The following is a 24,677-nucleotide window of genomic DNA, read 5'->3' as shown; positions in this document are numbered from 1 at the left end:
GGGTGCACCATAGAATCAAGATGAATTGCCACAGCGACCTGCGGCTTCACACCAAGCGTGGGGGCGCTGCTGGATTCGACGACTGATTCGTCCCGAGTCGGTGTCAGGCGTGCTGAAGGGTTGCACATGCGGTCAAAGTTCAAGCGTTTCCTCGCCGTGATCGGCCTTGCCGGGCTGCTCGCGGTTCCCGCCGGCGCGGCCTGGGCCGAAGACCCGGTGACCATTCCCTCCGGGACCAACATTGTTGACAATGCCAACGTCCTGGGCAGCCGGAAGGGCGAAGTCCAGGACGCCATCCAGAAGCTGCTGAAAGACCACAAGTACAACCTGTATGTGGTCACGGTGAAGACCTTTACCAACCCGACCGATCCGGCCCAGTGGACGCAGAAAGTGGCTGAGCTGAGGAGCATGGGCAGGGCCGACGCCGTCCTGGCAATCGCTGTTGACGACGGCAAGTTCAACTTCGTCACGAATTCGAGCAGCCCCATCCGGTCCAAGCAGGCCAACATCAGCCAAAACGCAGTCACAGCCAACCTGGCCGGGGGCAAGAAGGACTACGCGCAGGCTGCCATCGACACTGCCTCAGCAATCGGCGATGCCGCCAACGGCGGCAGCGGCAATGTGTCCTCCGGTGACGGTGCGGGCGCCGCGGTCCTGGTTGGAGCCGGCGTCGTGGTGGCAGGAGGCGGCGCCTACCTGTACTACCGGAACCGCCGGAAGAAGGCTGCCGCCCAGGCGTCCACTGGCAGCTACGGCCCCCAGGGTGCCGAGCTGGACCCGTTGGCCTCGCTGAGCGTGGAGGAACTCCGCCGCAAGAGCGGCTCCCTCCTGATCGAGGCAGATGACGCCATCAAGTCCAGCGAACAGGAACTCGGCTTCGCGCAGGCGCAGTACGGCGACTCGGCCGTAGGAAACTTCACCAAAGCGCTGGAGGAAGCCAAAGCCCACATGGGCGAGTCCTTCAAATTGCAGCAGCAGCTTGATGACCACATTCCCGACACCGAGGAACAGCAGCGCACCTGGCTGGGCGAGATTATCCGCCGGTCCGAGGCCGCCCTGGCCTCCCTGCAGGAGCAGAAGGCGGACTTCGACTCGCTGCGTGAGCTGGAAAAGAACGCGCCCCAGGCCCTCGCGGCCGTCAACGCCGGAGCCCGGGACGCGGACGCCAAGATTGCCACTGCCGAGCAGTCGCTTGCCGCGATGCGGTCCAAGTACGCGGACAGCGCGCTGACTCAGGTTTCGGACAACATCGTCCAGGCCAAGGAGCGGCTGGCCTTCGTGCAGAACGCCTCGGCAACCGCACAGCAGAAGCTGGACGGGGGCGAGCAGAGCCTCGCGGCCGTGGCAGTGCGCGCAGCCGAGGAGAGCCTGCATCAAACCAACGTCCTCCTGGACGCCATCTCCAAGCTGTCCGCCAGCCTCGATGAGGCCCGCAACAGCGTGGAAACGGCGGTGGTGGACACGGCGCAGGACCTGGCGCAGGCAAAGGCCATGATCCAGGCCGGAACCCACGCCGAACTGGCCGGGCCCGTGGCTGCGGTCGAGGCGGCCCTTGCCCAGGTAAAGAACGAAATCCAGGCCGGGAAGATCGATCCTGCCGCCACCCTGCAACGTGTCGAAAGCGCGCACCAGACCCTGGACCAGGCCCTGACCGGCATCCGGGACCAGCAGGAGCAGGCGCGGCGCGCCCAGGCATCCCTGCAGCAAACCATCATGTCCGCGCAAGCCCAAATCAGCGCAACCTCCGACTACATCACCGCGCGGCGCGGCGGCGTTGGCACCGAGGCGCGGACCCGACTGGCCGAATCCCAGCGCAACCTCGACTACGCCCTCTCCATCGCACGGACAGATCCGGTCACGGCCCTGACCTATGCACAGCAGGCCCACGCCCTGGCGGCGCAGGCGGCACAACTGGCACAGGCAGACGTCGACCACTTTGACGGCTACGCCAACCAGGGCTTCGGCCGGGGCGGCATGTTTGGCGGCGGCGGGGGCGGCGGCCTGGGCGGTGCCATCCTCGGTGGCATCCTGATCAACTCCATCCTGAACGGCGGCCACGGCGGCTGGGGCGGCGGTGGCGGCTGGGGCGGAGATTCCGGCGGCGGTGGCGGCTGGGGCGGAGACTCCGGCGGCTTCGGCGGCGGCGACTTTGGCGGCGGCGACTCCGGCAGTTTCTAGACCCTCCGCCGGAACACCCCGGAGCAATCCGGCCGGCGGACAGCAGCAGTACACCACTGTGCACCGGTTCCAGTGGGTCAACACAGAGCAGGACGAAAGGCAAACACCATGGTTAAGCAGTCCATTTTCGGCCGGATCGCGCAATTGGCAAAGGCAAATATCAACTCTTTGCTGGACAACGCCGAAGACCCGCAGAAGATGCTGGACCAGATGGTCCGCGACTACACAAACAACATCGCAGAGGCCGAATCCGCTGTGGCCCAGACCATTGGCAACCTCCGGATGCTCGAGGACGACTACAACGAGGACATCAAGAACGCCCAGGACTGGGGCAACAAGGCCCTTGCCGCCTCCCGCAAGGCTGACGAATTCCGGGCCGCCGGCGATGTCGCCGACGCCGAGAAGTTCGACAACCTGGCCAAGGTGGCCCTGCAGCGCCAGATGGCGGCCGAGAGTGAAGCCAAGGGCGCTGAGCCGAGCATCGCCTCCCAGCGCGAAATCGTGGACAAGCTCAAGGTGGGCCTGGACCAGATGAAGAACAAGCTCAACCAGCTGACCAGCAAGCGCAACGAACTCGTCGCCAGGTCCAAGACCGCCGCCGCCCAGTCCCAGGTGCACGACGCCATCAAGAGCATCGACATCATGGACCCCACCAGCGAAGTTGGCCGTTTCGAAGAGAAGATCCGCCGTGAGGAGGCCAAGGTACGCGGGCAGGAGGAACTTGCCGCGTCCAGCCTCGATGCCCAGTTCAACCAGCTGGAAGACTTGGGAGAGCAGACGGAGATCGAAGCAAGGCTGGCAGCCCTGAAGGCAGGAGGAAAGCCTGCCCTCGGCGCAGGGAGCCAGGCAGCAACGTCCGGTTCCACGGTGGACGAAGCCGACTTCGACAAGCTCTAACCAGCGGGATATCCGAAGCGTGGAACAAGGCAATGGCCGGGACCGGTGTCCCGGCCATTGCCTTGCCTCCAGTGTGTAGCGTGGTGGTATGGCATCCACTGAAGAAACGTCCCTGGTATGGCTGCGCGACGACCTGCGCCTGGACGACAACCCGGCGCTGGACGCCGCGGCCCGCCTGGGCGCTCCCATGACTGTGGTCTATATCCTCGACGAGGAATCCGAAGGGATACGCCCGCTGGGTGGTGCTGCCCGCTGGTGGCTGCACCATTCCCTGGTGGCGCTGGCAGCGGACCTGGAAGGCAAAGGTTCCAGGCTGGTACTGCGCCGCGGTCCCGCGGCCGGCATCATCCAGGAACTGGCTGCCCGGACCAAGGCGTCGCACCTATTTTGGAACCGGCGGTACGGCTTGCCCGAGCGGACCATTGATGCCGGGATCAAGGACTGGGCGGGAAGCAACGGCATCGAAGCCGCCAGCTTCCAGGCCAACCTCCTCTTCGAGCCCTGGACCATTACCACGGGCGCCGGTGGCCCGTACAAGGTCTACTCCCCCTTCTGGCGGGCTTGCCTGGCCGCCGCGGACATCCGCGACCCCCTGGAGGCTCCTGGGACGTTGGCCGAGCCTGCCCCCTCGGGCCGGGGACTGCCCGCCTCCGACACGCTCAGCAGCTGGGCGCTCCTGCCCACCTCCCCCGACTGGAGCGGCGGCCTGGCCGAGGCCTGGGAGCCGGGCGAAAAGGGCGCAGCACACCGCCTGGAGGAGTTCCTGGACGGCCCCATCGAGGAATACGGCACTGGCAGGAACCTTCCCGGCACCGACGGCACCAGCCGGCTGTCACCATACCTGCGGTTCGGCGAGGTCAGCCCGTTCCGCGTGTGGCGCGAGATCCGCCGCCGCCACCCCCGCAAAGTCCCTGCCGACGTCGGAATATTCCGCTCGGAACTGGGCTGGCGCGAATTCAACTGGCATCTGCTGTACCACAATCCGGACCTGGCCACGCAAAACTTCCGGCCGGCGTTCGACAGGTTTCAGTGGGGGTCGCCAGGCAAGCGGGAACTTGCGGCGTGGCAGCGCGGAAACACGGGCTATCCCCTGGTGGACGCCGGCATGCGGCAGCTGTGGCAGACGGGCTGGATGCACAACCGGGTCCGGATGGCGGCCGCATCCTTCCTGGTCAAGAACCTCCTGACCGATTGGCGGATCGGCGAGGAATGGTTCTGGGACACCCTGGTGGACGCGGACGCCGCCAACAACTCGGCCAATTGGCAGTGGGTGGCGGGTTCCGGCGCCGATGCCTCACCGTACTACCGGATCTTCAATCCCGTCACGCAGAGCAAGAAATTCGACGCCGCAGGGAGGTACCTGCGCGAGTTCATCCCGGAACTTTCGGAGCTGGACGGCAAAGCCATCCACGAACCCTGGAAGTCAGGGGTCCAAGGCTACCCGGAACCGCTCGTGGACTTGCCGGAATCGCGGGAGCGGGCGCTGAACACCTACCAGCAGCTCAAAGACTCTGAGGCTAGCGGCTGACCTTGCCCATAAGGGACGCGATGGGGCGCAGGAAGATCGGACGCGCCAGGAACCAGGCAGCCACCATGACCGCCACGGACGCAAGGAAAACCCAGAAACCGAACCAGCCGTCGTCGTCGCTGAGGCCGTACATGTGGTTCAGGTTCCGCAGGGCGCCGGTGGTGAGCACCAGGAAGACGTGGACCACGATGAAGGCGACGAAGTAGATCATCACGGGGAAGTGGACGGCACGCGCCCATTCAATCGGGTAGGCCTTGTTGAGCCCGGCTGCCTTCTTTGGCCACGCGGAGGACATCCGCAGGCCGGTGATGAACGCCAGCGGGGCGGCAATGAAGACGGTGACGAAGTAGGCCAGGAGCTGCAGCGCGTTGTAGTTGATCCAGCCGTCCTCCGTGGGCCAGTCCAGCGAGGCGTATTGCAGCGCGGCAGAGAGGGCATTGGGAACCACATCCCAGCTTGTGGGGACAATCCGCATCCACTGTCCGGTGGCGAACAGCAGGACAGCGAAGACCAGACCGTTCAGGATCCACAGGGTGTCAAGCGTCAGGTGGAACCAGAAGCTCCAGGCTGATCTTGGTGGGCGCGTTCCTGGTCCGGATCAAGCCTTTGTTGTTGCGGGTCCAATGCCCGCTGGGACGGGTGGTGGTCCGCACCTGCCACCCGGTGCGGATGATTAGGAGCAGGAAGAAACCATTCAGGAAATGCTGCCAGGCGAGCCACGCCGGGAACCCAACAGGGGCGGAGGGCGGCAGTTCAGAGCGGCCCGGGTAATCGGCCACGAACGATGCAACCGCCGGCAGTCCCATCAGCAGCCTGGCAGCCAGCACTGCCAGGACCAGTGCCACGAGGACGGCCGGAACCGCCCAGTAGAGCCGGGACCGCTTACCCGTCGCGGTGCCGGGCTTCTTCGTGGGTGTGGCCATCGAACAACATACCTCTCAAGAATGGCGTGTGGCTGCCCACGGATCGTGGGGTCCTCGAAAGAGAATACTAGGAACTGTGCGCATCCAGGCAAAAAGAAGGCCCCGCCGGCGTAACTGCCGGCGGGGCCTCCATAAGTTGCGGGGACAGGATTTGAACCTGTGACCTCTGGGTTATGAGCCCAGCGAGCTACCGAACTGCTCCACCCCGCGTCGCTTGATCAACACTACCCTACTTTTGCAGCCGTCCCGACCACCTCGAGAACCACTGGGACACGCTACCCGAGTGCTTGGCGATGTTGCGCGGGCAAAGCAAAAGGCCCGAACATTGTTCCCAATGTTCGGGCCGTCTTCCAGTTGCGGGGACAGGATTTGAACCTGTGACCTCTGGGTTATGAGCCCAGCGAGCTACCGAACTGCTCCACCCCGCGTCGCAAGAACTACTTTACCGGGAGGTGAACCGGAGGCCAAATCGGGGAGGCGTGACGTCCGTTACGCCGGCCCGGCACCCGCGCCCGTGGAGGCTGGGATGCCGGGCCGCCGTCGTCGGACTAGCGGCTCGCTGACGGGGACGGCGTCGCCGAAGGTGAGCCGGAGGCTGCCGGTGCCGGCGTTGCTTCCGGAGCCGTGACCGGAATCTTGGCTTCGGCGTCCATCGCCTTCTTCAGGGCGGCGGACACCTTCTTCTGCGCGTCGCCATAGGCGGCGAAGTCGCCGGCTGCCAATGCCGCCTGGCCCGCCTGGATAGCCGAGTTGGCCTCATCCAGGGCCGCCTTCAACTGTGCCTTCGCATCAGCTTCCGCCGGCGTCGAAGGCGCGGCCGGTCCGGCCGGCGTCTGCCCGTTGTTGGCCGAGTCACCGGCCGCTGCACCCGAATCGCCTCCGAAGAGCTGCTTCAGGGCTGCGTCCAGCGTGGGCGCGAAGCCGACCTTGTCACCGAATGCCACCAAAACGCGCTGCAGGGTCGGATAGGAGGTTTCGCCTGTCGACTTGAGGTAGACCGGCTGGACATAGAGGATGCCGCCGCCCACGGGCAAGGTGAGCAGGTTGCCGTTCAGCACATCCGAGGCGCCCTGCCGCAACAGGTTCAGGGCCTGCGACACGGTGGGGTCCGAGTTGAACTTGTTCTGCGCCTGCCCGGGCCCGGGGACCTGGGTCTCCGGCGGAATCTGCAGCAGCCGCAGCTTGCCGTAGCCGTCGGCCTTCACGCCCGCCTGGTTGCCGGCGTCCGAGTCGGCGGCCAGGAAGCCATAAAGGACGTTCCGCGCGTTTCCATTGACAATCTGAGGAATGAACGACGACGTCAGCTGGAACGCCGGCTTCTGCTGGTCGGGCATCTGCAGGGACATGTAGAACGGGGGCTGCTTGACATCCGTACTCACCGTGGGGTCGGCCGGAGTGCTCCACACGTCGTTGTTCTTGTAGAAGCTGGTGGGCTCCGTCACGTGGTACTGCCCCAGGAGCTCACGCTGGACCTTGAAGAGGTCCTCCGGGTAGCGGACGTGGCTCATGAGCGCACCGGACATCTCCGAGTACGGCTTCAGCGAGGACGGGAAGACCTTCTGCCAGGCCTTGAGGACGGGGTCTGTATCGTCCCAGGCATACAGGGTCACCGAGCCGTCATAGGCGTCCACCGTGGCCTTGACCGAGTTCCGGATGTAGTTCACCGTGCTGTTGGGCAGCGCCACGGCGCGGCCGGAACTGGTCTGGGAGTCAGCCGTCGCATCGGAGAGCTGCTTCTGCTGCGAGTAGGGGTAGTACTGGCTGGTGGTGTAGGCATCCACGATCCACTTGACCCGGCCGTCCACCAGCGCCGGGTAGGATCCGCCGTCCACCGTCAGGTACGGGGCCACCTTCTGGACACGTTCGCGGGGGTTCCGGTCATACAGGATTTGCGACTCGGAGTTCACGCCGTCCGAGAGCAGCAGGTCCGAGGACTGGAACTTGATGGCGTACAGGACCTTATTGAAGAAGGAGCCGACGTTCGGGCCGCCGTTGCCCTTGAAGGTGTACTGGGTTTCGCCTTCCCCTTCCTTGCCGGAGGGGCGGTCCTGTTCGCGCGGTTGGGCGCCGTCAGGTGCGCCCACGATCGAGTATTCCGGCGAGGACTCGCCGAAGTAGATCCGCGGCTCGTACGTGGAATCACTGCCGAGGACGCCGGTGGAAGGGATGCCGGACTGCAGGAACTCAGGCTTGCCATCCACCGTGAACTTGTTCCCCTTGGCGGCCACGACGCCATAGCCGTGCGTGTACACCACGTGCTGGTTCAGCCAGCCCTGCTGGTTGGTCTGCACGTTGGTGGGGTTCAACTCGCGCACCGCGATCACGGTGTCCTGGATCTTGCCGTCCACCTCGTAGCGGTCCACGTTCAGGGCCTTGGGGAACTGGTAGTACGGGCGGTACTGTTCCAGCTGCGCGAAGGCGTCCGAGATCAGGTTGGGGTCCAGGAGGCGGATGTTGGCGGTGGTCTGGGCATCAGGTGCCAGCGCACCGGTGCTGGCCGTGTTGGTGGCGTCGTAGCGGGTTTCCTGGATGCCGTCCAGGCCGTAGGCCTTGCGGGTGTTGTCGATATTGCGCTGGATGTACTGGCTTTCCAGCGTCTGCTCGGACGGACGCACCTGGAACTGCTGAATCACCCACGGGTAGACGCCGCCGGCCAGGATGGACGTAATAATCAGCATGGCCGTGCCGATCACCGGCAGGCGCCAGCGGCCGATGACGGCAGCGACGATAAACAGGACTGCCACCAGGGCGGCCGCGACGGCGAGGATGGCCTTGGTGGGGATGACGGCGTTGACATCGGTGTACAGGGCACCGGCCCAGCGGCCGCCGTTGTTCTGCACGGACGAAAAGCGGTCCAGCCAGAAGTTGACCCCCAGGAGCACCAGGAAGGCCGCACCCGTGACGGCGATATGGATTTGTGCCGCGCGGCTGGTGAAGACGCCACGCTCCATGAGCCGGATACTGCCGTAAAGGTAATGCGTGAGGATCCCCGCGATGCCGGCAATAACCACCACGCTGATGAGGAACCCGGTCACGAACCCCAGGAAGGGCAGGGTCATCAGGTAGAAGCTGATGTCCATGTTGAACTGCGGGTCGGTTTGCCCGAAGCCCACCTGGTTGAAGAAGAGCAGCACCTTCTGCCACTGGCTCGCCGCCGCGCTGCCCGCAAACAGGCCGAACAGGACCGGAAGCCCCACCATGACAATCCGGCGGACCGGCTCAAGCTGGGCCTGGTACCTGTTAAGGTTGTCCCGCATCTCCGAGTCCGGCGCATACACCGGCCGCGCGTTGTAGGCGATCCGGATCGCGAAGAAAACGGCCGCGAACATGAGGGCGAAGCCGGCCACGAACGTGGCGATCTTGGCCAGGTTCTCCGTGATGAAGACCTCGATGAAGCCCAGCTGCCGGTACCAGAGGACGTCGGTCCAGACGTTGGCGAAGAAAATGAAGCCCACAACCACCAGGGCGACAACGATCAGGGTGGGCGTCAGGGCGCCTCGACGTGAAGGGGGTCTGCCTGTGGGCATGGTGCTGGCGGGACGGGACAAACTGGGTACCTCATAGCTGGTCGTCAGAATATTCGAAGCGTGCGAGCGACGTACCTACCGGCCAAAACGGCTGGTTTGGTCCGTCATCTGTGCCACGAGTGGCGGTGGAGCTTAGTTCCTGTCGGTTCTAGTTGCGCCCAGTCTAGTTGTTTGCGCAGGTCGGCAGGCCGGACATGTCCTGGCCGCTGCCTGCGGCCTCCACCGCGTGCCGGGCCTGGGACAGGTTTTCCACCCGGACCACCTGGAGGCCGTCCGGGACATGGCCGGCCACCTCGTCACAGTTGCCGGCGGGCGCGAGGAAGAGCGTGGCGCCGGCCGCGCGGGCACCGCGCATCTTCTGGGCGATCCCGCCGATGGGGCCCACGGTGCCGTCCGGGGCGATGGTGCCCGTGCCCGCGATGTGCTTGCCGCCCGTGAGGTCACCCGGCGTCACGGTATCGATAATGCCCAGCGAGAACATGAGCCCTGCGCTCGGTCCGCCCACCTTGTCCAGGGAAATCTGCACCTGGAAGGGGAAATTGAACAGGTACTTGAGCATGACGCCAAGGATGTACCGGCCTTGGCCGTTGTCCTTGGGTGTGATGTCCAAGGTGACCGGCTGGCCTCCGCGCTCCACCGTGACCGTTGCGGGTGCACCCTTGCCTGCCGCCAGTTCATCCTGGATGACGGAAAGGGAGGTGATGTCCTTGCCGTTGATGGCCTTCAGGACGTCGCCTTGCTGGATCTTCCCGGCGGACGCGGAATCCTTTGACAGGTCCGCGGCCTGGAGCTGCTGGCTGAAAGGAATCTTGAGTTCGTTCAGTGCCGACGCGACGGCGTTTTCCTGGGACGTGGTCATGGCCACCGCGCTTTGCTCCTGGGCCTCTTCCTTGGTGGTACCCGTGGGGTAGATCAGTTCTTCCGGGTACACGGCCTTGGAGCTGTCCAGCCACGCGGAGAAGGCGCTGAGGATGCTGACGGAGCCGGTAGGACCGCCGTCAACATAGACCGTGGTCAGGTCCAGGCTTCCGGCCGCAGGGTAGGTTTCATGGCCGGTGACACTGATGACCGGATGCCCCTGGCTCTCCCCCAGCGTGTTGTACGTGGGCCCGGGGGACTCAATGACATACGGCACCGGAAGGGTGCCAACAGCGATGCCCAGCCCCAGCGCCGCCAGCCCGGCAACCATCATGGTGGACAGGCGCCTGCCCGGCCGCCCGCCGTCGTCCGCAACCGTGCCCCCTGCCGAGCCGCCGCCGTCCTCGCCGTCAAGGGGGCTGTTGCCTCCCGTTGGTTCCGGACCGGAGAAGGGGCGAAGCTCGGGAACGTGGTCCTCGGAGGAATGGCCGCCACGGGTTGTAGTCACCCCATCAACAGTACGCGGTGAAGCTTTCCCGGGCGCTTTGCCTAGAGCGAACGACGGCGGCGGGCGGCAGACAGCCGCGCCCCACCGGGGTACCGTGAAGACTGATCAACAGTCACACCATCGATCGGCGGGACCATGACCTCCAACCCACTCAATCCGTCCAACGGCGACGACAATCCCAAGGATCCGTTGACCGAGATGCTGCAGAACCTGATGGGCGGCAAGGGGATGGAAAACTTCGACCCCGCCGAGCTCGCCAAGGCTGCCGGCCTGCCCGACGACCCCAACCTGCTGGCCCAGATGTTCTCCCAGGTGCAGGCGATGATGAGTGCGCCGTCCGAAGGCCCCGTCAACTGGACTCTGGCGCACGACAACGCCCGGCGCGTCGCCGCCGGCAGTTCGGATCCCTCGGTCACCGGGCAGCAGTCGCGGGACGTCGACGAAGCACTCCGCCTGGCCGAACTGTGGCTGGACCCGGTAACGGACCTGCCCGCCACCGGGCTGATCGGCAAAGCCTGGTCCCGTGCCGAGTGGGTGGAAGCAACCCTGGGGACCTGGAAGCGGCTGACCGAACCGGTGGCCAACAGCATCGCCAATGCCCTCTCCTCGGCCATGACGGAGCAGATGCCCGAGGAGATGAAGTCCATGATGGGCGGCGCCTCCTCGATGCTGCAGAACATGGGTGGGGCCATCTTCGGCATGCAGCTGGGCCAGGCCATCGGGGCCCTGTCCAAGGATGTCGTCAGCTCCACAGACATTGGCGTCCCGCTCGCCGACCTTGAAATGGCGCTCCTGCCGGCCAACGTCGCGGCATTCGGCGAAGGCCTGTCGCTGCCCGAGAACGACATCCGGCTGTTCCTTGCCGTGCGGGAGGCCGCGCACGCGCGCCTGTTCGTGCAGGTGCCGTGGCTGCGTGGCCACCTGCTGGGTGCCATCGAGGCCTACGCCCGTGGCATCCATATCGACACCTCCCGCATCGAGGAGCTCGCCCGGGACATTGACCCGAGCAACCCGGAAGGCATCCAGGAGGCCCTCTCCCAGGGCGTGTTCATGCCGCAGCGGACCCCCGCACAGGAGCAGGCACTGGAGAAGCTCGAGACAGCATTGGCCTTGGTGGAAGGCTGGGTTGACGAACTCACCGCCGCCGCCACCGAGAAACTCCTGCCCTCCGCCGGCGCCCTCCGGGAAACGGTGCGGCGCCGCAGGGCCACCGGCGGTCCGGCCGAACACGCATTTGCCTCCCTGGTGGGGCTGGAGCTGCGGCCCCGGCGCCTGCGCGACGCCGCCACGCTGTGGGCAACGCTGAAAGATGAGCGTGGAATTGCAGGCCGCGACGCCATCTGGCAACACCCCGACCTGCTGCCCACCGCCGAAGACCTCGATGACCCGAAGGGTTTCAGCTCCCGCCGGAAGCTCGCCGAAGCGAGCGACAGCGAGGTCGACGACGCCCTGCAGAAGTTGCTGAGCGGCGGTTTTGACGAGGGGCCCGACGCTGACGGTTCCACCGCCGCCGACACGGACAACGGCGGCCCGGACAAGGATGACGACGGCGGTCCGGACCAGCCGAAGAGCTGATAATTGTTGGCGCGGCCGGGGTTCCCCGGCCACGCCGGTTCGTTAAGCCCGGCTGCGCGGTTGGCGCCGGACGTTGAGCGTTGGGTGGTCCTAGTCGGCGTCGCCCGGCCAGGGGTCACCGGCAGTGTTGGGCACGCGGTCCGGGGCGGCGGCGTCTTTGTCCAGGCCCCGTGCGGTGGCGTACGAGACACCTTCGAGGAACGCCTTCGCCCGCGCGGTGTCGGGATAGGCCTCGAGCAGCCGCCAGAATGCCGCGTTGTGCGAGGCCACCAGCAGGTGCGCCAATTCGTGCAACAGCACGTAGTCGATCACCCATTGGGGCATCGGGCGCAGCTTGTCCGACAAGCGGATGGTCCCCTCGGCGGGAGTCGCCGAACCCCACCGCGAGTTTTGGTTGCCGACCCAGCGTACCGATGTAGGCGCCGCCCGGCCGCCAAGGTATGTCTCTGACAACTGGGCGGCATGGGCCGCCAGGGCTTCGTCGGTGGCGGGACGCCGCCGGCCGGAAGCGGTGCGCCGCTCCCCCTGCTTGTGCAGCTTTGCCAGCATCCGGTGGACCCACTCACGTTCCTGGGCCGCGGTGAACCGGGCCGGGATGGCGACCACCGCGGTGCCGTCTTCCCAGAATGCCGCGACGGTCCGGGTGCGGCGCGCCGACCGCCGCACCTCCACGGGGGATCCACCGGTGGTTGTCAGGACTGCGGCGGGCTGCCCGTGGCCGCCTGGCGGGCTGCCGCGCCTCACAGGACGCTGCTTTCGGCAAGGACCTTCAGGACGTCCTCCCCATAGCGTTCAAGCTTGGAAGGACCGATGCCCGCAAGCCCGGCAAGTTCTTCGAGGGATGCCGGCCGCGCCTCCGCTATCGCCGTGAGGGTGGCGTCGGTGAAGACGACAAAAGCGGGAACGTCAGCGGACTGGGCGACGTCGCGCCGCCAGTTCCGGAGGGCGTCAAAGGTCTGTTCCTCGTAGCTGGGGGACACGCGTTGCAGCGGCCCACCTTGCGCTCCGCCCCGGTGGACAGCATGCTGCCACAAACCCGGCAGACTGCCGGAGCGGCCGCCTTGCGGCGCGGAACCGGTCCCTTGCCGCGGGCGCTGGAGCTGGCGACGGAGTCGGGCCGCAGCCCGTCGAGGAAACGGGACGGCTTGCGGTTGGCCCGGCCGCCGGGAGTCCGCGCCGTGCTCCACGAAAGCGAGAGGTGTTCGCGGGCGCGTGTAATCCCGACGTAGAGCAACCGGCGCTCCTCGTCGACCGATTCGGGCGAATCCGCGAAGGAAATGGGCATCAGGCCTTCGCTGAGCCCCACCAGGAACACAGCGTCCCATTCCAATCCCTTGGCTGCGTGCAGGGACGCGAGCGTCACGCCTTGCACGGTGGGGGCGTGCTGGGCAACGGACCGCTCCTGGAGCTCGTTGACGAAGTCGCCGAGCCCGAATTCCGGACCGCGGTTCTGCGCCAGTTCATCGGCCAGTGCCACCAGCGCCGCCAATGACTCCCACCGCTCGCGGAGGGCGCCACCGCTGTGCGGTGCGGAATCTGTGTAGCCGAGGGAGGAAACAATGTCCCGTACCAACTGGCCCAGTGGTTCCGGGGAATCCGTTTCACTGACGGCCCTGGTGGCGGCGCGGAGCTGGAGGATGGCGTCCCGGACCTCCTTGCGCGCGAAGAAGCGTTCGCCGCCCCGCAGCTGGTAGCCGATTCCCGCAGCTGCCAGTGCCTGTTCGTAGGCCTCGGACTGGCCGTTGGTACGGAAAAGGACAGCTACCTCGCTGGCCGGTGTCCCGGCGTCGAGCAGCGCTTTGATTTTTTGCGCCACGGTGGCGGCTTCGGCTTCGTCGTCCGTGCATTCGGTGAACTGGGGCACGGGGCCGGCGGGACGCTGGGCCACGAGTTGCAGGGGCGTGGCCCAGGCGGCGTCGGCGGCAGGGCCGCCGCTGCGCCGGCCGGCCAGCAGGTCGTTGGCCAGCTTCACCACTTGGGGTGTGGAGCGGTAGTCCCGGATGAGCTTGACCACGTTGGCCTGCGGGTAGCGGGTCTTGAAGTCCAGCAGGTGCCGGGGGATGCTCCGGTGAAGGAGTAGATGGTCTGGCTGGCGTCGCCGACAACGCATAGCTCGTCGCGGCCGCCAAGCCAGAGTTCGAGGAGCCGCTGCTGCAGCGGGGAGACGTCCTGGTATTCGTCCACCACGAAGTGCCGGTACTGCTCCCGGACCGTGGCCGCCACCTTTTCGTCTTCCTGCAGGATGCCCACCGTAATCAGCAGCACATCTTCGAAGTCGATCACGTTGCGGTCCGTCTTGACGTCCTCGTAGGACTGGAAGACGCGAGCCACTGCGGTGAGGTCGAAACCACCGGGTGCGCCGCGCCCCTGCGCGTTCTCCAGGTAGTTGGCAGGCGTCAACATGGACACCTTGGCCCATTCAATCTCCGAGGCGAGGTCGCGGATGGACGCACGGTCGGTGCTCAGCCTCAGCCGCCGGGCGGCCTCGGCGAGGATCTGGGCCTTGTGATCCAGCAGGTTCGGCAGGGTGCCGCCCACGGCCTGCGGCCAAAAGAACTGCAGTTGGCGCAGCGCGGCGGCATGGAAGGTCCTTGCCTGGACATTGCCGGCACCCAGGTCACGCAGGCGGCTGCGCATCTCGGCCGCGGCCCGGGCGGTGAAGGTCACCGCGAGCAGCCGCTGGGGCGTGTAGACCCCCGAATGGACGCCGTAGGCGATGCGGTGCGTGATGGCCCGGGTTTTGCCCGTACCCGCTCCCGCGAGGACACACAGCGGACCGTTGAGGGTGCTGGCCACTTCACGCTGTTCTGCGTCCAGCCCACCGAGGATCCGGTCCTCAAGGGAGGCTGCGCCGTCAAAATTCTCTGTAGTCACTTCTGCTGCTTTGTTTCTCGACTACCGCGTGTTGGAGTCTGGTGGATGGAATTACTTAGGCTCCGGTCAGGTCCCGGATCCGGCCGCCGTACCAGTGCTCAATCAGTGAGCGGGCAATCGAGAGCCTGCTGGAAATGGTGATTTCGCCACTGAGCACGGCTTCCTGGAGTTCCTCGCGGCTGAACCAGCGGGCCCTGGTGACCTCGACGCCGTCGGGCGTTGCCTGGGTGTCTTCGGTGACGGCGGTAAATCCAAGCATAAGGGAGGCAGGGAACGGCCACGACTGCGAGCCCAGATACTGGCAGGCCGAAACCCGGACCCCGACTTCCTCCTGGATCTCGCGGACGACGGCCTGCTCCAGCGATTCGCCCGGCTCAACAAAGCCGGCGAGGGTGGAGTAGTTAATGGCGTCCAGGGGACCCCCGCCTCCGAGCAGCAGCCGCCCGTCCGCGCCGACGACAGTGACGATGATCGCGGGATCGGTCCGGGGATAGTGTTCGGAGTTGTCCGCCGGACAGCGGCGGACCCAGCCACCGGCTTCCACCTCCGTCGGCGTGCCGCAGCGCGGGCAGTGCGTGTGGCCGGCGTGCCAGTTGGCGATGGCGCTGGACTCCACGAACAACGCCGTGGAGGTGGCGGTCAGGCCTGCAGCGACGTCCCTGAACCCCGCCCAGGCCGCATCCGCAGGGATGCCGGCCGTACCGGGTTCGGGCGGTTCAGGCAGGACGAACAGCAACAGGTCCGTGCCCTCCGGGAGGTCCGAGCCGGCCAGTGCGGAGCCGAGGTACACCACGAGGTGCGGGGTTGCCCCGGCCCTTTCAAGCTCCGCCAGGAGTTCCTTGGCGGGGGCGAGGACCATGGTGCTTTCCTGCACCAGGCCCTGCCGGCCCGATAGTACGACGGCCACCGCATCCGGACCCGCAAGCAGGTCATCGATCATGCCGGGCCTGATGCGGGCAGCAGATCCCCGGTCCACCAGGGCCGGCCGCACCGGGAGCAGGGTGTCCGCCAGCTGGTTCGCGGGCAACCCTGCCGGCGCAGCCTGGTGAACGGGCAGGACAGACTCCGTATGGCTCATGAGTCCACCGTACTGACTGCCCCGGACATTTCACATTTCACAGTGCGGTTTGCGTGTGCGGAACGCCCCCTGAATTCAAGCAATCTCAAGACTCGCCGCCGGCAGACCTCAGTCTGGGACAGCTGGCAATCTACCGTGGAACGGTGAGAAGAAAACCGATTGAGCTGGCGGCCATTGCAACCGCGGCAGTCCCCGGACTGACGCCGACGGCCGTTAGTTCTGCACCGGATGATCCCGCGGACTTCGACTCGGCCCTGCTCCTGGATTCAGAAGGCAAGCGCTGGCGGGTCAGGTCGCCCCGGCACGCGGAGGCCAGCGCCCGGCTGGAAACGGAGTTTCTTGTATTGCGGGCTTTCGCTCCGGCCGTGCGGGCCGAGCTGCCCTTCCTCATGCCCACGGTAGCCGGCAGCGTACGGCTGGGAACGCTGAGCACCTTCGTGTACTCGCACCTGTCGGGCACCACGCGCAGCGTCGAGGAATTGACTTCCGGCCCGGGCAGCGTCGCCCGCGAAATCGGTACCGCCCTGGCTGCCATCCACGACCTGCCCCGGTCTTTGGTGAGCAACGCCGATCTCCCAAGCTACACCCCCAACGAGTTCCGCCAACGGAGGCTGAACGACTGGACCAAGCAGCGACCACAGGTAAAATCCCGGCTGCGTTGCTGCGCCGCTGGGAACACGCAATGGAGGACGTGTCACTGTGGCGCTTCAACCCCTGCGTGGTCCACGGCGACCTGCACGAAGACAACCTGCTTATCGAGTCAGGGCGGGTCACGGCGGTCACCGGCTGGACGGACCTGAGGATCGGGGACCCCGCGGACGACTTCGCCTGGCTGGTGGCTTCGAATGAGCAGGATTTCGTGGATGCGGTTCTGAAGGCCTACACCTCCAGCCGCCGTGACGCCCCGGACCAGCACCTCCTGCGCCGGGCTGCACTGTCAGCGGAGTTCGCGCTGGCGCAATACCTGGTCAAGGGGCTCGCAGCGGGTGATGAGGCCATGGTCAGCGAGGCAGAAGGCATGCTGGAGAGCCTGGCCGGCGATATCGCCGAGTTCGGTGGCCAGCCCATCAGCGTCGAACCCCTTCCGGACCCCGCAAACCGGGACAACGCCAAGCCGGCTGCACCGGCGCCCGCGGAGAGCACCGCGTCGGCGGCCGCGCCCACCCCGGCACCTTCGGGGTCCTCGCCCGCCGTCACGGTTGTTCCGGTCCCGGCAGAACCGGCAGAACCGGCAGCGCCCGCACAGCCCGCCGTGCATGTGACTCCCATCCCGGTGGAGGAGGCACCCGACGCCGAGGACGGGGCGCCGACGACCAAAGGGCCTGATGACACCTCCACCGCCGCCATCTCGGTCATAAACGTCAAACAGGGCTGAGCCGCACCGGGCCCCCGCCGGCAGCGGGCAAAGTGAACCTTTACCTCACGTCCGGGCGAGGGCGCGCGCCACTATTCCTTCCAGCTCGGCGGCCGACCCGAGGTCGTGCGGCCGCACCACGGCGTTGTCCGCCACATAGAAGAACGCAGCCCGCACGTCCTCCAGCGGAACGCCCTTCAGGCGTGCCCAGGCAAGCCGGTACACGGCAAGCTGGATCGAACGGGTCTTCAGTTGCCCGGCTGACGGCCGGCGGCCGGTCTTCCAGTCCACCAGGTCCCAGCGGCCGTCTGCGTCCTGGAAGACGGCGTCGACCCGTCCCCGGACAACCACGTCACCCACCCTCGTTTCAACCGGCACCTCAACGAAGGCCGGGGACCTGTCGGCCCATGGGGACGCCTTGAACGTGGCCACCATGTCGTCAAGGTCGTAGGCAGCATCGATGTGGTCGTCCGACCCCGGCGCCTCGCCGAGGTCAAGCATCCCGGCGGTCCCGAAGTACTCCTCCACCCAAGCATGGAAAGCCGTGCCCTTTCGCGCCGACATGCCCGGTTCGCGGGGAACCGGCCTGCGCAGCCGCCCCACCACCGCTTCAGGGTCCTCCCCGAGGTCCACGAGGGTGGAGGCGGAGATATGGGTAGGCAGGTGCACCTCCTGGCCACCAGACCTTCTGGCCCTGCGTTCCAGCAACAGCGCAGCTTCCCTCGCCCAGCCGGCGGCAGCTCCCGTGAGCAACGGCCCCCCACCGTTCCGGGGCATGCCCGCTCCGCTGGATTTCCCGGTCGCCTCGGTCAGGACCACGCCGGTCTTCAGCAGGCCCAACACCCGTTCGGCCGCAGCTTCCATGGCAGCCCTGCGGCCACGTGACATGCGCAGCCGCTCACCGGTCCGCGCGTCCGTTGGACCCTCCAGCGGGTCATAGGGCCACACCGCTTCTTCTGTCTCCAGCGTCAGCGGGCTTTCTTCCGGAAGGGCGGCCTCTTCCAAGGACAACCGATGGACCAGGGCGGCAGCCTGAAGCTCGTTGCCGGGCGGCTGGGTCAGCGGTGCAAGCTCCGCCAGGAAGGGGGACATCTCCGCCCGTCCGGCGCGTGAACCCACCCAGGCGGCGCTCGATACCCACAGAACATGCTTGGCCCTGGTGTAGGCAACATAGGCAAGCCGCCGTTCTTCTTCTTCCCCGTGGGCCTGCACCGCCGCCTTGAAATCCTTCTCAGCATCCAGCCACCCCTTCTGGTCCGGTTGTTCCACATCCCACTGGGGAAGGTCGGCCCGGTCTCCGCGCAAAGGCCAGGGAAGGGCTGCCGACCCGCTGCTCCAGCGCGAATCCCTGTCGCTCGGGAAGGCTCCCGCGTTCAGCCCGGGGACGAAGACAACGTCCCATTCGAGGCCCTTGGACGCATGGACGGTCAACAACTGGACTGCTTCCCGGTTCACGTCGCTGGCAGGTGCTTCCAGGCCGTTCTCCTCAGCGGAGGCAGCCTCCAGCCATGACAGGAAGGCGAGGATATCCACCCGTTGGGAGGTTCGAAGGAATCCTGCGGCGGCGTCCTGGAAGGCGTCGAGGTTACGTCGCGCCTGATGGATGCTGACCCCTGGCCGTGCCGCCACCTCGATGTCCAGGAGCATGGCCCGTTCCACTTCACCCAGGAGGGTGGTGAGGTCGTCTCCAAGGTAACCGCGCAACTGGCGCAGTTCCGCCGACAACCGGGCAAGACGCGTGCGGGCCGGCGCACCAAGGGTACGTCCGTTCGACGACGTCCATCCGTCGCGCGGCAGGAAGTCCAGGGCTTCCACCAGGCTGGCGCCGTCCGTGAGGTCACTTTCCAGGACCGGCCCCTCACCGGCATCGCTGTCGGTGTCGGGGTCCTCGGGGTCAAACCCGGCGGAAGCCTTGCCCCGGTTTCGCGCCAGTTGGCTGGACCAGTCACGCAACGCCATCAGGTCCGCCGGCCCTATGCGCCACCGTGCACCGGCCAGCAGCCGCATGAGGGCATCTGAACGGCCCGGGTCCGCAAGGACGCGCAGCGTGGCGACGAGGTCGACGATCTCGGGGGTGTCCAGGAGCCCGCCCAGGCCCACGATTTCGTAGGCGATGCCACGGGCTTCGAATTGCCTGCGGATGGTCTCCATCTGGGCGCGCCTGCGGCACAGTACGGCCAGGGCAGGGGCAACGGCCGTTCCGTCCGCTTTGGCTTCGAAGTCCGTGACCTTGTACCTCAGGACGTCCTCGGCCAAGGCGGCGGCCTCTTCGACGTCGCTGGCGAAGCGTCCCAGCACCACTGCTCCGTCGACAGCGTGGGGGCTGGGTTGCAGCGGGGGCACTTCGGCCACGGCCGCCAACGCTCCTGCCGGCCCGCGCCTGGCGGCCGACAGGCCCAGGGATTGGGACATGACGTTGGCGGCGGCGAGGATGGAGCGGCCGTTCCGCCACGCTGTGGTCAAGTAGGAGGTTGGGGCAGGCGCCCAGCCCGACTCAGTGCCGGTTTCAGCGGTCCGGACAGGAAATTCACGGACAAAGTGGAACAACTGCCCGGCGGATGCGCCGCGGAACCCGTAAATCGACTGGTTGGGGTCGCCGACTGCCGTGACCGCATGGCCGCCGCCGAAAAGGCGGGAAAAAAGTACCAGTTGCGCGTACGACGTGTCCTGGAACTCGTCGAGCAGGACAACCTTGTACCGCTGCCGCTCCATCGCGGCCGCCAAGGGAACCTCCTGCGCCACTTTCGCGGCGAGGGCCACGAGGTCCCCGAAATCGAGGGCGCCGCGGGCTCGTTTCGCCGCAGCGTAGCGGCCCACCATATCGGCGACGCTCGCCCTGGTCCGCAGCATTCCGGCAAGGTCCGCCGCTGCCTGCGGCGGGTTCTTCTTCTTGTCCGCCAGATACGGCAGGGACTCGAATTCCGAGAGACGCGCCATCAACCAGGCTTCGACGTCCTCGGGTTCCTGGAGGTGTTCGGCGCACTCCCCCGCCAGTTGGATCACGGCCTTCACCAGGGTGGACTTCGCGGCACGGAAGTGGGCGTATTCGCCGTCGTATGCCTCAACCACCTCACTGGCCAGCTGCCATGCCTGCGCTCCGCCCAGCAGGACCACATCGCGTTCCACACCCAGCCGAAGGCCGTAGTCCGAGACGATGCCGCTGGCGAAGGAATGGTATGTGGACACCTTGGGTTCCAGTGCGTCGCTGCTGAGCAGGCCCTCCGGAAACATCCCGCCGCCGTCGTCCTTTGCGGCAAGGCGCTGCAGGGCCAGCAGCTTCGACCGGATCCGGCTGGCGAGCTCGCCGGCAGCCTTCCGGGTGAACGTCACCCCCAGGACTTCCTCGGGCGTCACCCAGCCGTTGGCCACCAGCCATACCACCCTGTCCGCCATGGTGGCGGTCTTTCCCGAACCCGCCCCCGCGATCACCAGCCGGGGCGCCAGAGGGGAAGAAATGATGGCCGACTGTTCCGGCGTCGGGATGTTCTTTTCGCCGAGCAGCACGGACAGCTCTTCGGGACTGAAACGGGGTGTGGCGGCGGCCTCCCCTGCAGTCAGGACCTCCATCGGGTGGCTCATTCGGTGACCTGCCTTCCACGGGCACACAGCGGACACACCTCGGGAAGCCGGCAGCCATGGCCGCCGTGGCTGCCCTTGGCCGGATCATGCCGCGCGACGAATTCGCTGCCACCCATCACGGAGGCCGCATCCTTGACCATGTCCAACGCCCAGTTCTCCTGCGGGTCCAGGGGTTCCTGCTGCTGGATGGACGGGTTCTTGGCCCCGGTGCCGAGCTGCGCCAGGACGGCACCGCCGGACAGGCCGCTCCCATCCGGGCCGGCCTCAAACCCGCCGGCGACCACCGCTGCCTGGTACGCCCCAAGCTGTGGATGACGGAGAGCTCCCCCTTGCCGGGCTGCCTCTTGCCGGTCTTGAGGTCCACCACCACCAGGCGCCCCTCGCCGTCGACCTCCAGCCGGTCAACCTGACCGCGGAGCACCGCATCGCGCGGCGCCGCGGCGTCCACCACCACGTCCCCAAGGGCGACGTCAAAGTCCTTTTCCACGCCCAGCAGGCTGCGGCCTTCAGCCCTCATGGCCACCACATACTGGGCCAACTTCCGGACCATGGTCTCGGCGCGCTGAAAATCCAACCGCCCTTCCCAGTTGTCCTTCATCCCCAGCGCCGGCCAACGCCGCACCAGCTCTGCAACGTACTCGGAGCCGGACGCTTCGGGCATGTCCTGGGCGATCGCGTGCACAAGGGTGCCAAGGCTGCGGGCAAAGTCGGTGGCCGCCTCGCCGCCAGCCGCCTGGACGAACCAGTCCAGGGGCGACTTCTGCACGGTCTCCACCTTGGACGGGGACACGAACACTGTTGACCCGGGCGGCACCACGGCCTCGGAGGAGCTCAGCGGCGCCAGCCCCCACCAGGTGTCCGGGTGGGCGCCGGCTACCGCAGGCTCGGCGGCGGCCAGGCGTGCCAGCACCCGGGCCGCTTCTTCCCTGTGCGCGGGATCCGCAGCATCGGATTGGGCATATTGCCGGAGTTCGGCGACCAGGGCACGCAGGGTCATGGGCCGCTCAACCTGGGTGAAAACCCGCCCCTCCTGACCCGGTTCAAGTGGTGCCACGAAGTCCAGGAAGGATGACGGTTGGTCGTCCTCCGATGAGACGGCGGTGCACAACAGGAGTTCGCGTGCCCGCGATACCGCCGTGGAGAAACTGCGCAGTTCGTCATAGCGGATATCCCTCAACCGGCTCAACGGATCGCGTTGGAGCGCATACTCCGGTCCGTGTTCCACGGCGTCGGCGTACAGGGTGCTGCCGAGCAGTTCGCCGCGGAGCCTGGTGTTGGGCCACACCCCCTCCTGCAGGCCCGCAATGATGACGACCGGCCATTCGCGGCCCGCGGCGCTGGCCGGCGTCATGAGTTCAACGGCGTCATCCAGCTGGGCCCGGGCAGCGAGGGTGTCCATGGGAAGCTCCTGGTTCAGCAGGTATTCCAGGAACTGCTCAGGGCCCGCGCCGGGCATCTGGTCCACATAGCGTTCAGCGGTGTGGAAGAGGGCCATCATCGCGTCGAGGTCACGGTCGGCCCGGGCCCCGTGCGGACCGCCCGACAAGGCAGTTGAGGTCCATGCGGGGGCGAGGCCGGTGGAGTTCCACAGAGCCCACAACACTGATTCGGCATTGGCGCCGGGCAGGGCGGCTGCCGCCCGGCCGGCCTGGATCATCCTTGCGGTTCGCCGCGCTGCCCGGCCTTCAAGGCCCAAGGCGCCGAGCGCCCCGGGCTCGAGCAGTGCCTCGACCAGGAGGACATCGCTGGCCCGCCCGCCGCCACCGAGGAGGTCCTCCCGGCGCAGCGATTGCCGGAGCCGCCGGAAGCTCGATGGATGTGGCCCCTCCGATGCGCGACGTCAGGAGGGCCACGGCGGCTTCCGGCGTCAGCAGGGCCGGATCCAAGGCAATGGCGAAGGCATCCAGGAGCGGCCGGACCGCCACCTCGTCCCGGACCGCGGATTCAGCCACAGGGACCCGGACCGGGATGCCCTGCCCGGACAGGTACCGCTGCAGCTCGCTGACCTGGCCGCCGTTGCGGACAATCACCGCCATGTCGCCAAGACCGCGGTTGTGGTTGATGTGCTGGTCAAGGATCCGCTGGGCAACATAGCGCAGTTCATGGACTGGCGTGGGGACCAGGTGGGCCTCGACACGGCCGGCCGGGACATTGTCTTCGTCGTGCGCCGGGCCATCGTCCCGGGCCGGCCGGCCGATTGGCTCCAGTCGCCGCGCCAACTGGCCGCCGGCGCGCTGGGAAATGCGGCCGGCAACGCCGAGCCATGACTCGGCCACGGCGGGGGCGAGTCGGTGGGCATAGCGGAGCGGGCGTTCAAGGACGGGCGCCTGGGCTCCCAGGAGTCCGGGGAGCTCAGCCACGAGATCCGGCCTGGCACCCCGGAATCCCTGGACCACGGTGTCCGGGCAGGACGTCACATAGCAGTCGTTGCCGGACACGATATCGGCCAGCAGTTCGAAGATGGCGGGGTTGGCCTCCTGGATATCGTCCACCAGGACCACCTGCAGTCGGTCGCGCTCGGCCGCAAGGAAATCGGGGGCGTCCTGGAAGATCTGGCGGGCGGCTGTGATGATTCCGGCGGGGTCGAATGCTTCAGGCATCCGCAGGTCCAGGACGTCCCGGTACTCGGCGTAGAGCGCTGCCGCCGCTTTCCAGTCCGGACGTCCGCACTGGTCCGCCAACCGATAGAGATCCTCGGCAGTCCGGCCGGATTCAATCACACGGTCAACGAGCTTGCCGCACCTCCTGTCGGAAACCACGGGTTTCCAGTGCACGGTCAAGATCGGCCGGCCACGGCAGCTCGAGGCCGGGAATCCTGTGTCCCTCCAGGAGCTCCTTGATGATCAGGTCCTGCTCCGGACCGGACAACAGCCGGGGTGGCCTTGAGAGCTGGATGACGCCCTCGGCCTTGGCCCGCCGGATGAGGTCGAAAGCATAGGACGCCCACGTCCTGGCGGGAGTGGTGCTGAGGCTCCGGTCCAGCCGGGCGGTGAAGCGGTCCCTCAGGAAGTCCGCGGCAAGGCGGGTGGGTGCCAGGATCAGCATGCGCTCCGGATCCACCCCGTCACGGAAGACGCGCTGGACCGCGGCCTCGACCAGGACGGTGGTCTTCCCTGTGCCTGGTGCGCCCGGCACCAGGACTGGCCCCGAGCCCTGCGGAACATCCACTGCCGCCTGCTGGTCCGGCGTCAGCTGGATTGCTTCGGCGTGCACCCGGCGGGGCGGGAGCAGCCGGAGGGCCGGGGCACCGGGGAATGCGGCCTCCGGAGCTTCCTTCGGCTCCTGCCGCGGGGCCAAGGGGCCGTCCAAGGGGATTGCTACTGTCACAAACTCATTCCATCATCAGCCACTGACAAACTCCGGAGCCGACCCTCCAACTCTCCGGCGGCGTCGTCGATCCGCTCAAAATCCTCATCGGTGGGGGCCCAGCGTGCCGCAGCCAAATCCACGCGCCAACGTCCTTCGCCTGTCCGCAGGTACGCGGCATGGTCTCCCTTCAGCGGGGTACCCTCCTCGAGGTAGCGGTATAAGGCCTCGGCTTCATGGCCTTCGGGAGCATGCCCGCTCGCTTTCAGGACGCGCCACCAAGGCACACTGCTTCCGTAGTGGCTCATCACCGAGCCCACCTGCCGGGGCCCACCGGAGCCCAGGAGCTCGGCGACATCCCCGTACGACACTGCGGATCCCGGCGAAACCAGCCTGACAACGGCAAGGACCGCCTGGACATACTCTTTCCGCATTGATCCAATGTAGCGGCAGTGGCGTTCCACTAAATTGTCGGCGGGTCCCCTTAGCGTT

The 24,677-nt window shown here is 66.8% G+C and carries 10 protein-coding genes, 2 tRNA genes and 4 pseudogenes; 5 read left to right on the top strand and 11 right to left on the bottom strand.

Annotated features, from left to right (window positions below; genetic code table 11):
* Window positions 1-126 precede the first annotated feature (126 nt).
* The 3 genes from ACX5I6_RS11965 to ACX5I6_RS11955 all read left to right on the top strand — a co-directional run bounded on the left by ACX5I6_RS11965 (window position 127) and on the right by ACX5I6_RS11955 (window position 4,603).
* Window positions 127-2,178 carry a TPM domain-containing protein gene (locus ACX5I6_RS11965; RefSeq protein ID WP_461840609.1) on the top strand — a complete coding sequence of 684 codons (2,052 nt, stop codon included), beginning with the start codon at window positions 127-129 and terminating at the stop codon, window positions 2,176-2,178.
* Between the two features lie 108 nt (window positions 2,179-2,286).
* A complete protein-coding gene (locus ACX5I6_RS11960; RefSeq protein ID WP_461840608.1) occupies window positions 2,287-3,075 on the top strand; it encodes a PspA/IM30 family protein in 789 nt (262 codons plus the stop codon).
* A gap of 88 nt (window positions 3,076-3,163) precedes the next feature.
* Window positions 3,164-4,603 carry a cryptochrome/photolyase family protein gene (locus ACX5I6_RS11955; RefSeq protein ID WP_461840607.1) on the top strand — a complete coding sequence of 480 codons (1,440 nt, stop codon included), beginning with the start codon at window positions 3,164-3,166 and terminating at the stop codon, window positions 4,601-4,603.
* Here ACX5I6_RS11955 and ACX5I6_RS11950 read toward each other — a convergent pair.
* The 5 genes and pseudogenes from ACX5I6_RS11950 to ACX5I6_RS11930 form a co-directional block, all read right to left on the bottom strand.
* Window positions 4,593-5,526, bottom strand: a pseudogene (locus ACX5I6_RS11950) (cytochrome b/b6 domain-containing protein). The gene ACX5I6_RS11955 and the pseudogene ACX5I6_RS11950 overlap by 11 nt on opposite strands.
* A 136-nt stretch (window positions 5,527-5,662) precedes the next feature.
* Window positions 5,663-5,736 (bottom strand) — tRNA-Met (locus ACX5I6_RS11945).
* A 144-nt stretch (window positions 5,737-5,880) separates the two neighbouring features.
* Window positions 5,881-5,954, bottom strand: a tRNA-Met gene (locus ACX5I6_RS11940).
* A 120-nt stretch (window positions 5,955-6,074) separates the two neighbouring features.
* Window positions 6,075-9,053 carry a UPF0182 family membrane protein gene (locus ACX5I6_RS11935; protein ID WP_461840606.1) on the bottom strand — a complete coding sequence of 993 codons (2,979 nt, stop codon included), beginning with the start codon at window positions 9,051-9,053 and terminating at the stop codon, window positions 6,075-6,077.
* Between the two features lie 163 nt (window positions 9,054-9,216).
* Window positions 9,217-10,419, bottom strand: a complete 1,203-nt coding sequence (locus tag ACX5I6_RS11930) for a YlbL family protein (protein ID WP_461840605.1) — start codon at window positions 10,417-10,419, stop codon at window positions 9,217-9,219.
* A gap of 135 nt (window positions 10,420-10,554) precedes the next feature.
* On the opposite strand from ACX5I6_RS11930, the gene ACX5I6_RS11925 reads away from it, so the two are divergent.
* Complete coding sequence (locus ACX5I6_RS11925; protein ID WP_461840604.1) at window positions 10,555-11,994, top strand: zinc-dependent metalloprotease; 1,440 nt, start codon at window positions 10,555-10,557, stop codon at window positions 11,992-11,994.
* Between the two features lie 90 nt (window positions 11,995-12,084).
* On the opposite strand, the gene ACX5I6_RS11920 is transcribed toward ACX5I6_RS11925, so the two are convergent.
* The 3 genes and pseudogenes from ACX5I6_RS11920 to nudC all read right to left on the bottom strand — a co-directional run bounded on the left by ACX5I6_RS11920 (window position 12,085) and on the right by nudC (window position 15,946).
* Window positions 12,085-12,738 carry a YgjP-like metallopeptidase domain-containing protein gene (locus tag ACX5I6_RS11920; protein ID WP_461840603.1) on the bottom strand — a complete coding sequence of 218 codons (654 nt, stop codon included), beginning with the start codon at window positions 12,736-12,738 and terminating at the stop codon, window positions 12,085-12,087.
* Window positions 12,735-14,868 (bottom strand): annotated as a pseudogene (locus ACX5I6_RS11915) (ATP-dependent helicase). Before ACX5I6_RS11915 ends, ACX5I6_RS11920 begins: the two are co-directional and overlap by 4 nt.
* Window positions 14,869-14,923: 55 nt before the next feature.
* On the bottom strand, window positions 14,924-15,946 hold the full coding sequence (gene nudC, locus ACX5I6_RS11910; RefSeq protein WP_461840602.1) for an NAD(+) diphosphatase: 1,023 nt from the start codon (window positions 15,944-15,946) through the stop codon (window positions 14,924-14,926).
* 143 nt (window positions 15,947-16,089) lie between these two features.
* On the opposite strand from nudC, the pseudogene ACX5I6_RS11905 reads away from it, so the two are divergent.
* Window positions 16,090-17,321, top strand: a pseudogene (locus tag ACX5I6_RS11905) (macrolide 2'-phosphotransferase).
* A gap of 45 nt (window positions 17,322-17,366) precedes the next feature.
* On the opposite strand, the gene ACX5I6_RS11900 reads toward ACX5I6_RS11905, so the two are convergent.
* From ACX5I6_RS11900 to ACX5I6_RS11890, 3 genes and pseudogenes are all read right to left on the bottom strand, one after another.
* Window positions 17,367-20,879: a UvrD-helicase domain-containing protein gene (locus ACX5I6_RS11900; protein WP_461840601.1), complete on the bottom strand. Its 3,513-nt coding sequence runs from the start codon at window positions 20,877-20,879 to the stop codon at window positions 17,367-17,369.
* Window positions 20,876-24,176, bottom strand: a pseudogene (locus tag ACX5I6_RS11895) (ATP-dependent helicase). Before ACX5I6_RS11895 ends, ACX5I6_RS11900 begins: the two are co-directional and overlap by 4 nt.
* Before the next feature lie 26 nt (window positions 24,177-24,202).
* Window positions 24,203-24,619, bottom strand: a complete 417-nt coding sequence (locus ACX5I6_RS11890; RefSeq protein ID WP_285319995.1) for an MGMT family protein — start codon at window positions 24,617-24,619, stop codon at window positions 24,203-24,205.
* Window positions 24,620-24,677: the final 58 nt, after the last annotated feature.

It is taken from the genome of Arthrobacter sp. MMS24-T111, assembly GCF_054888995.1.
This window is presented reverse-complemented; position numbering and strand designations above follow the sequence as displayed.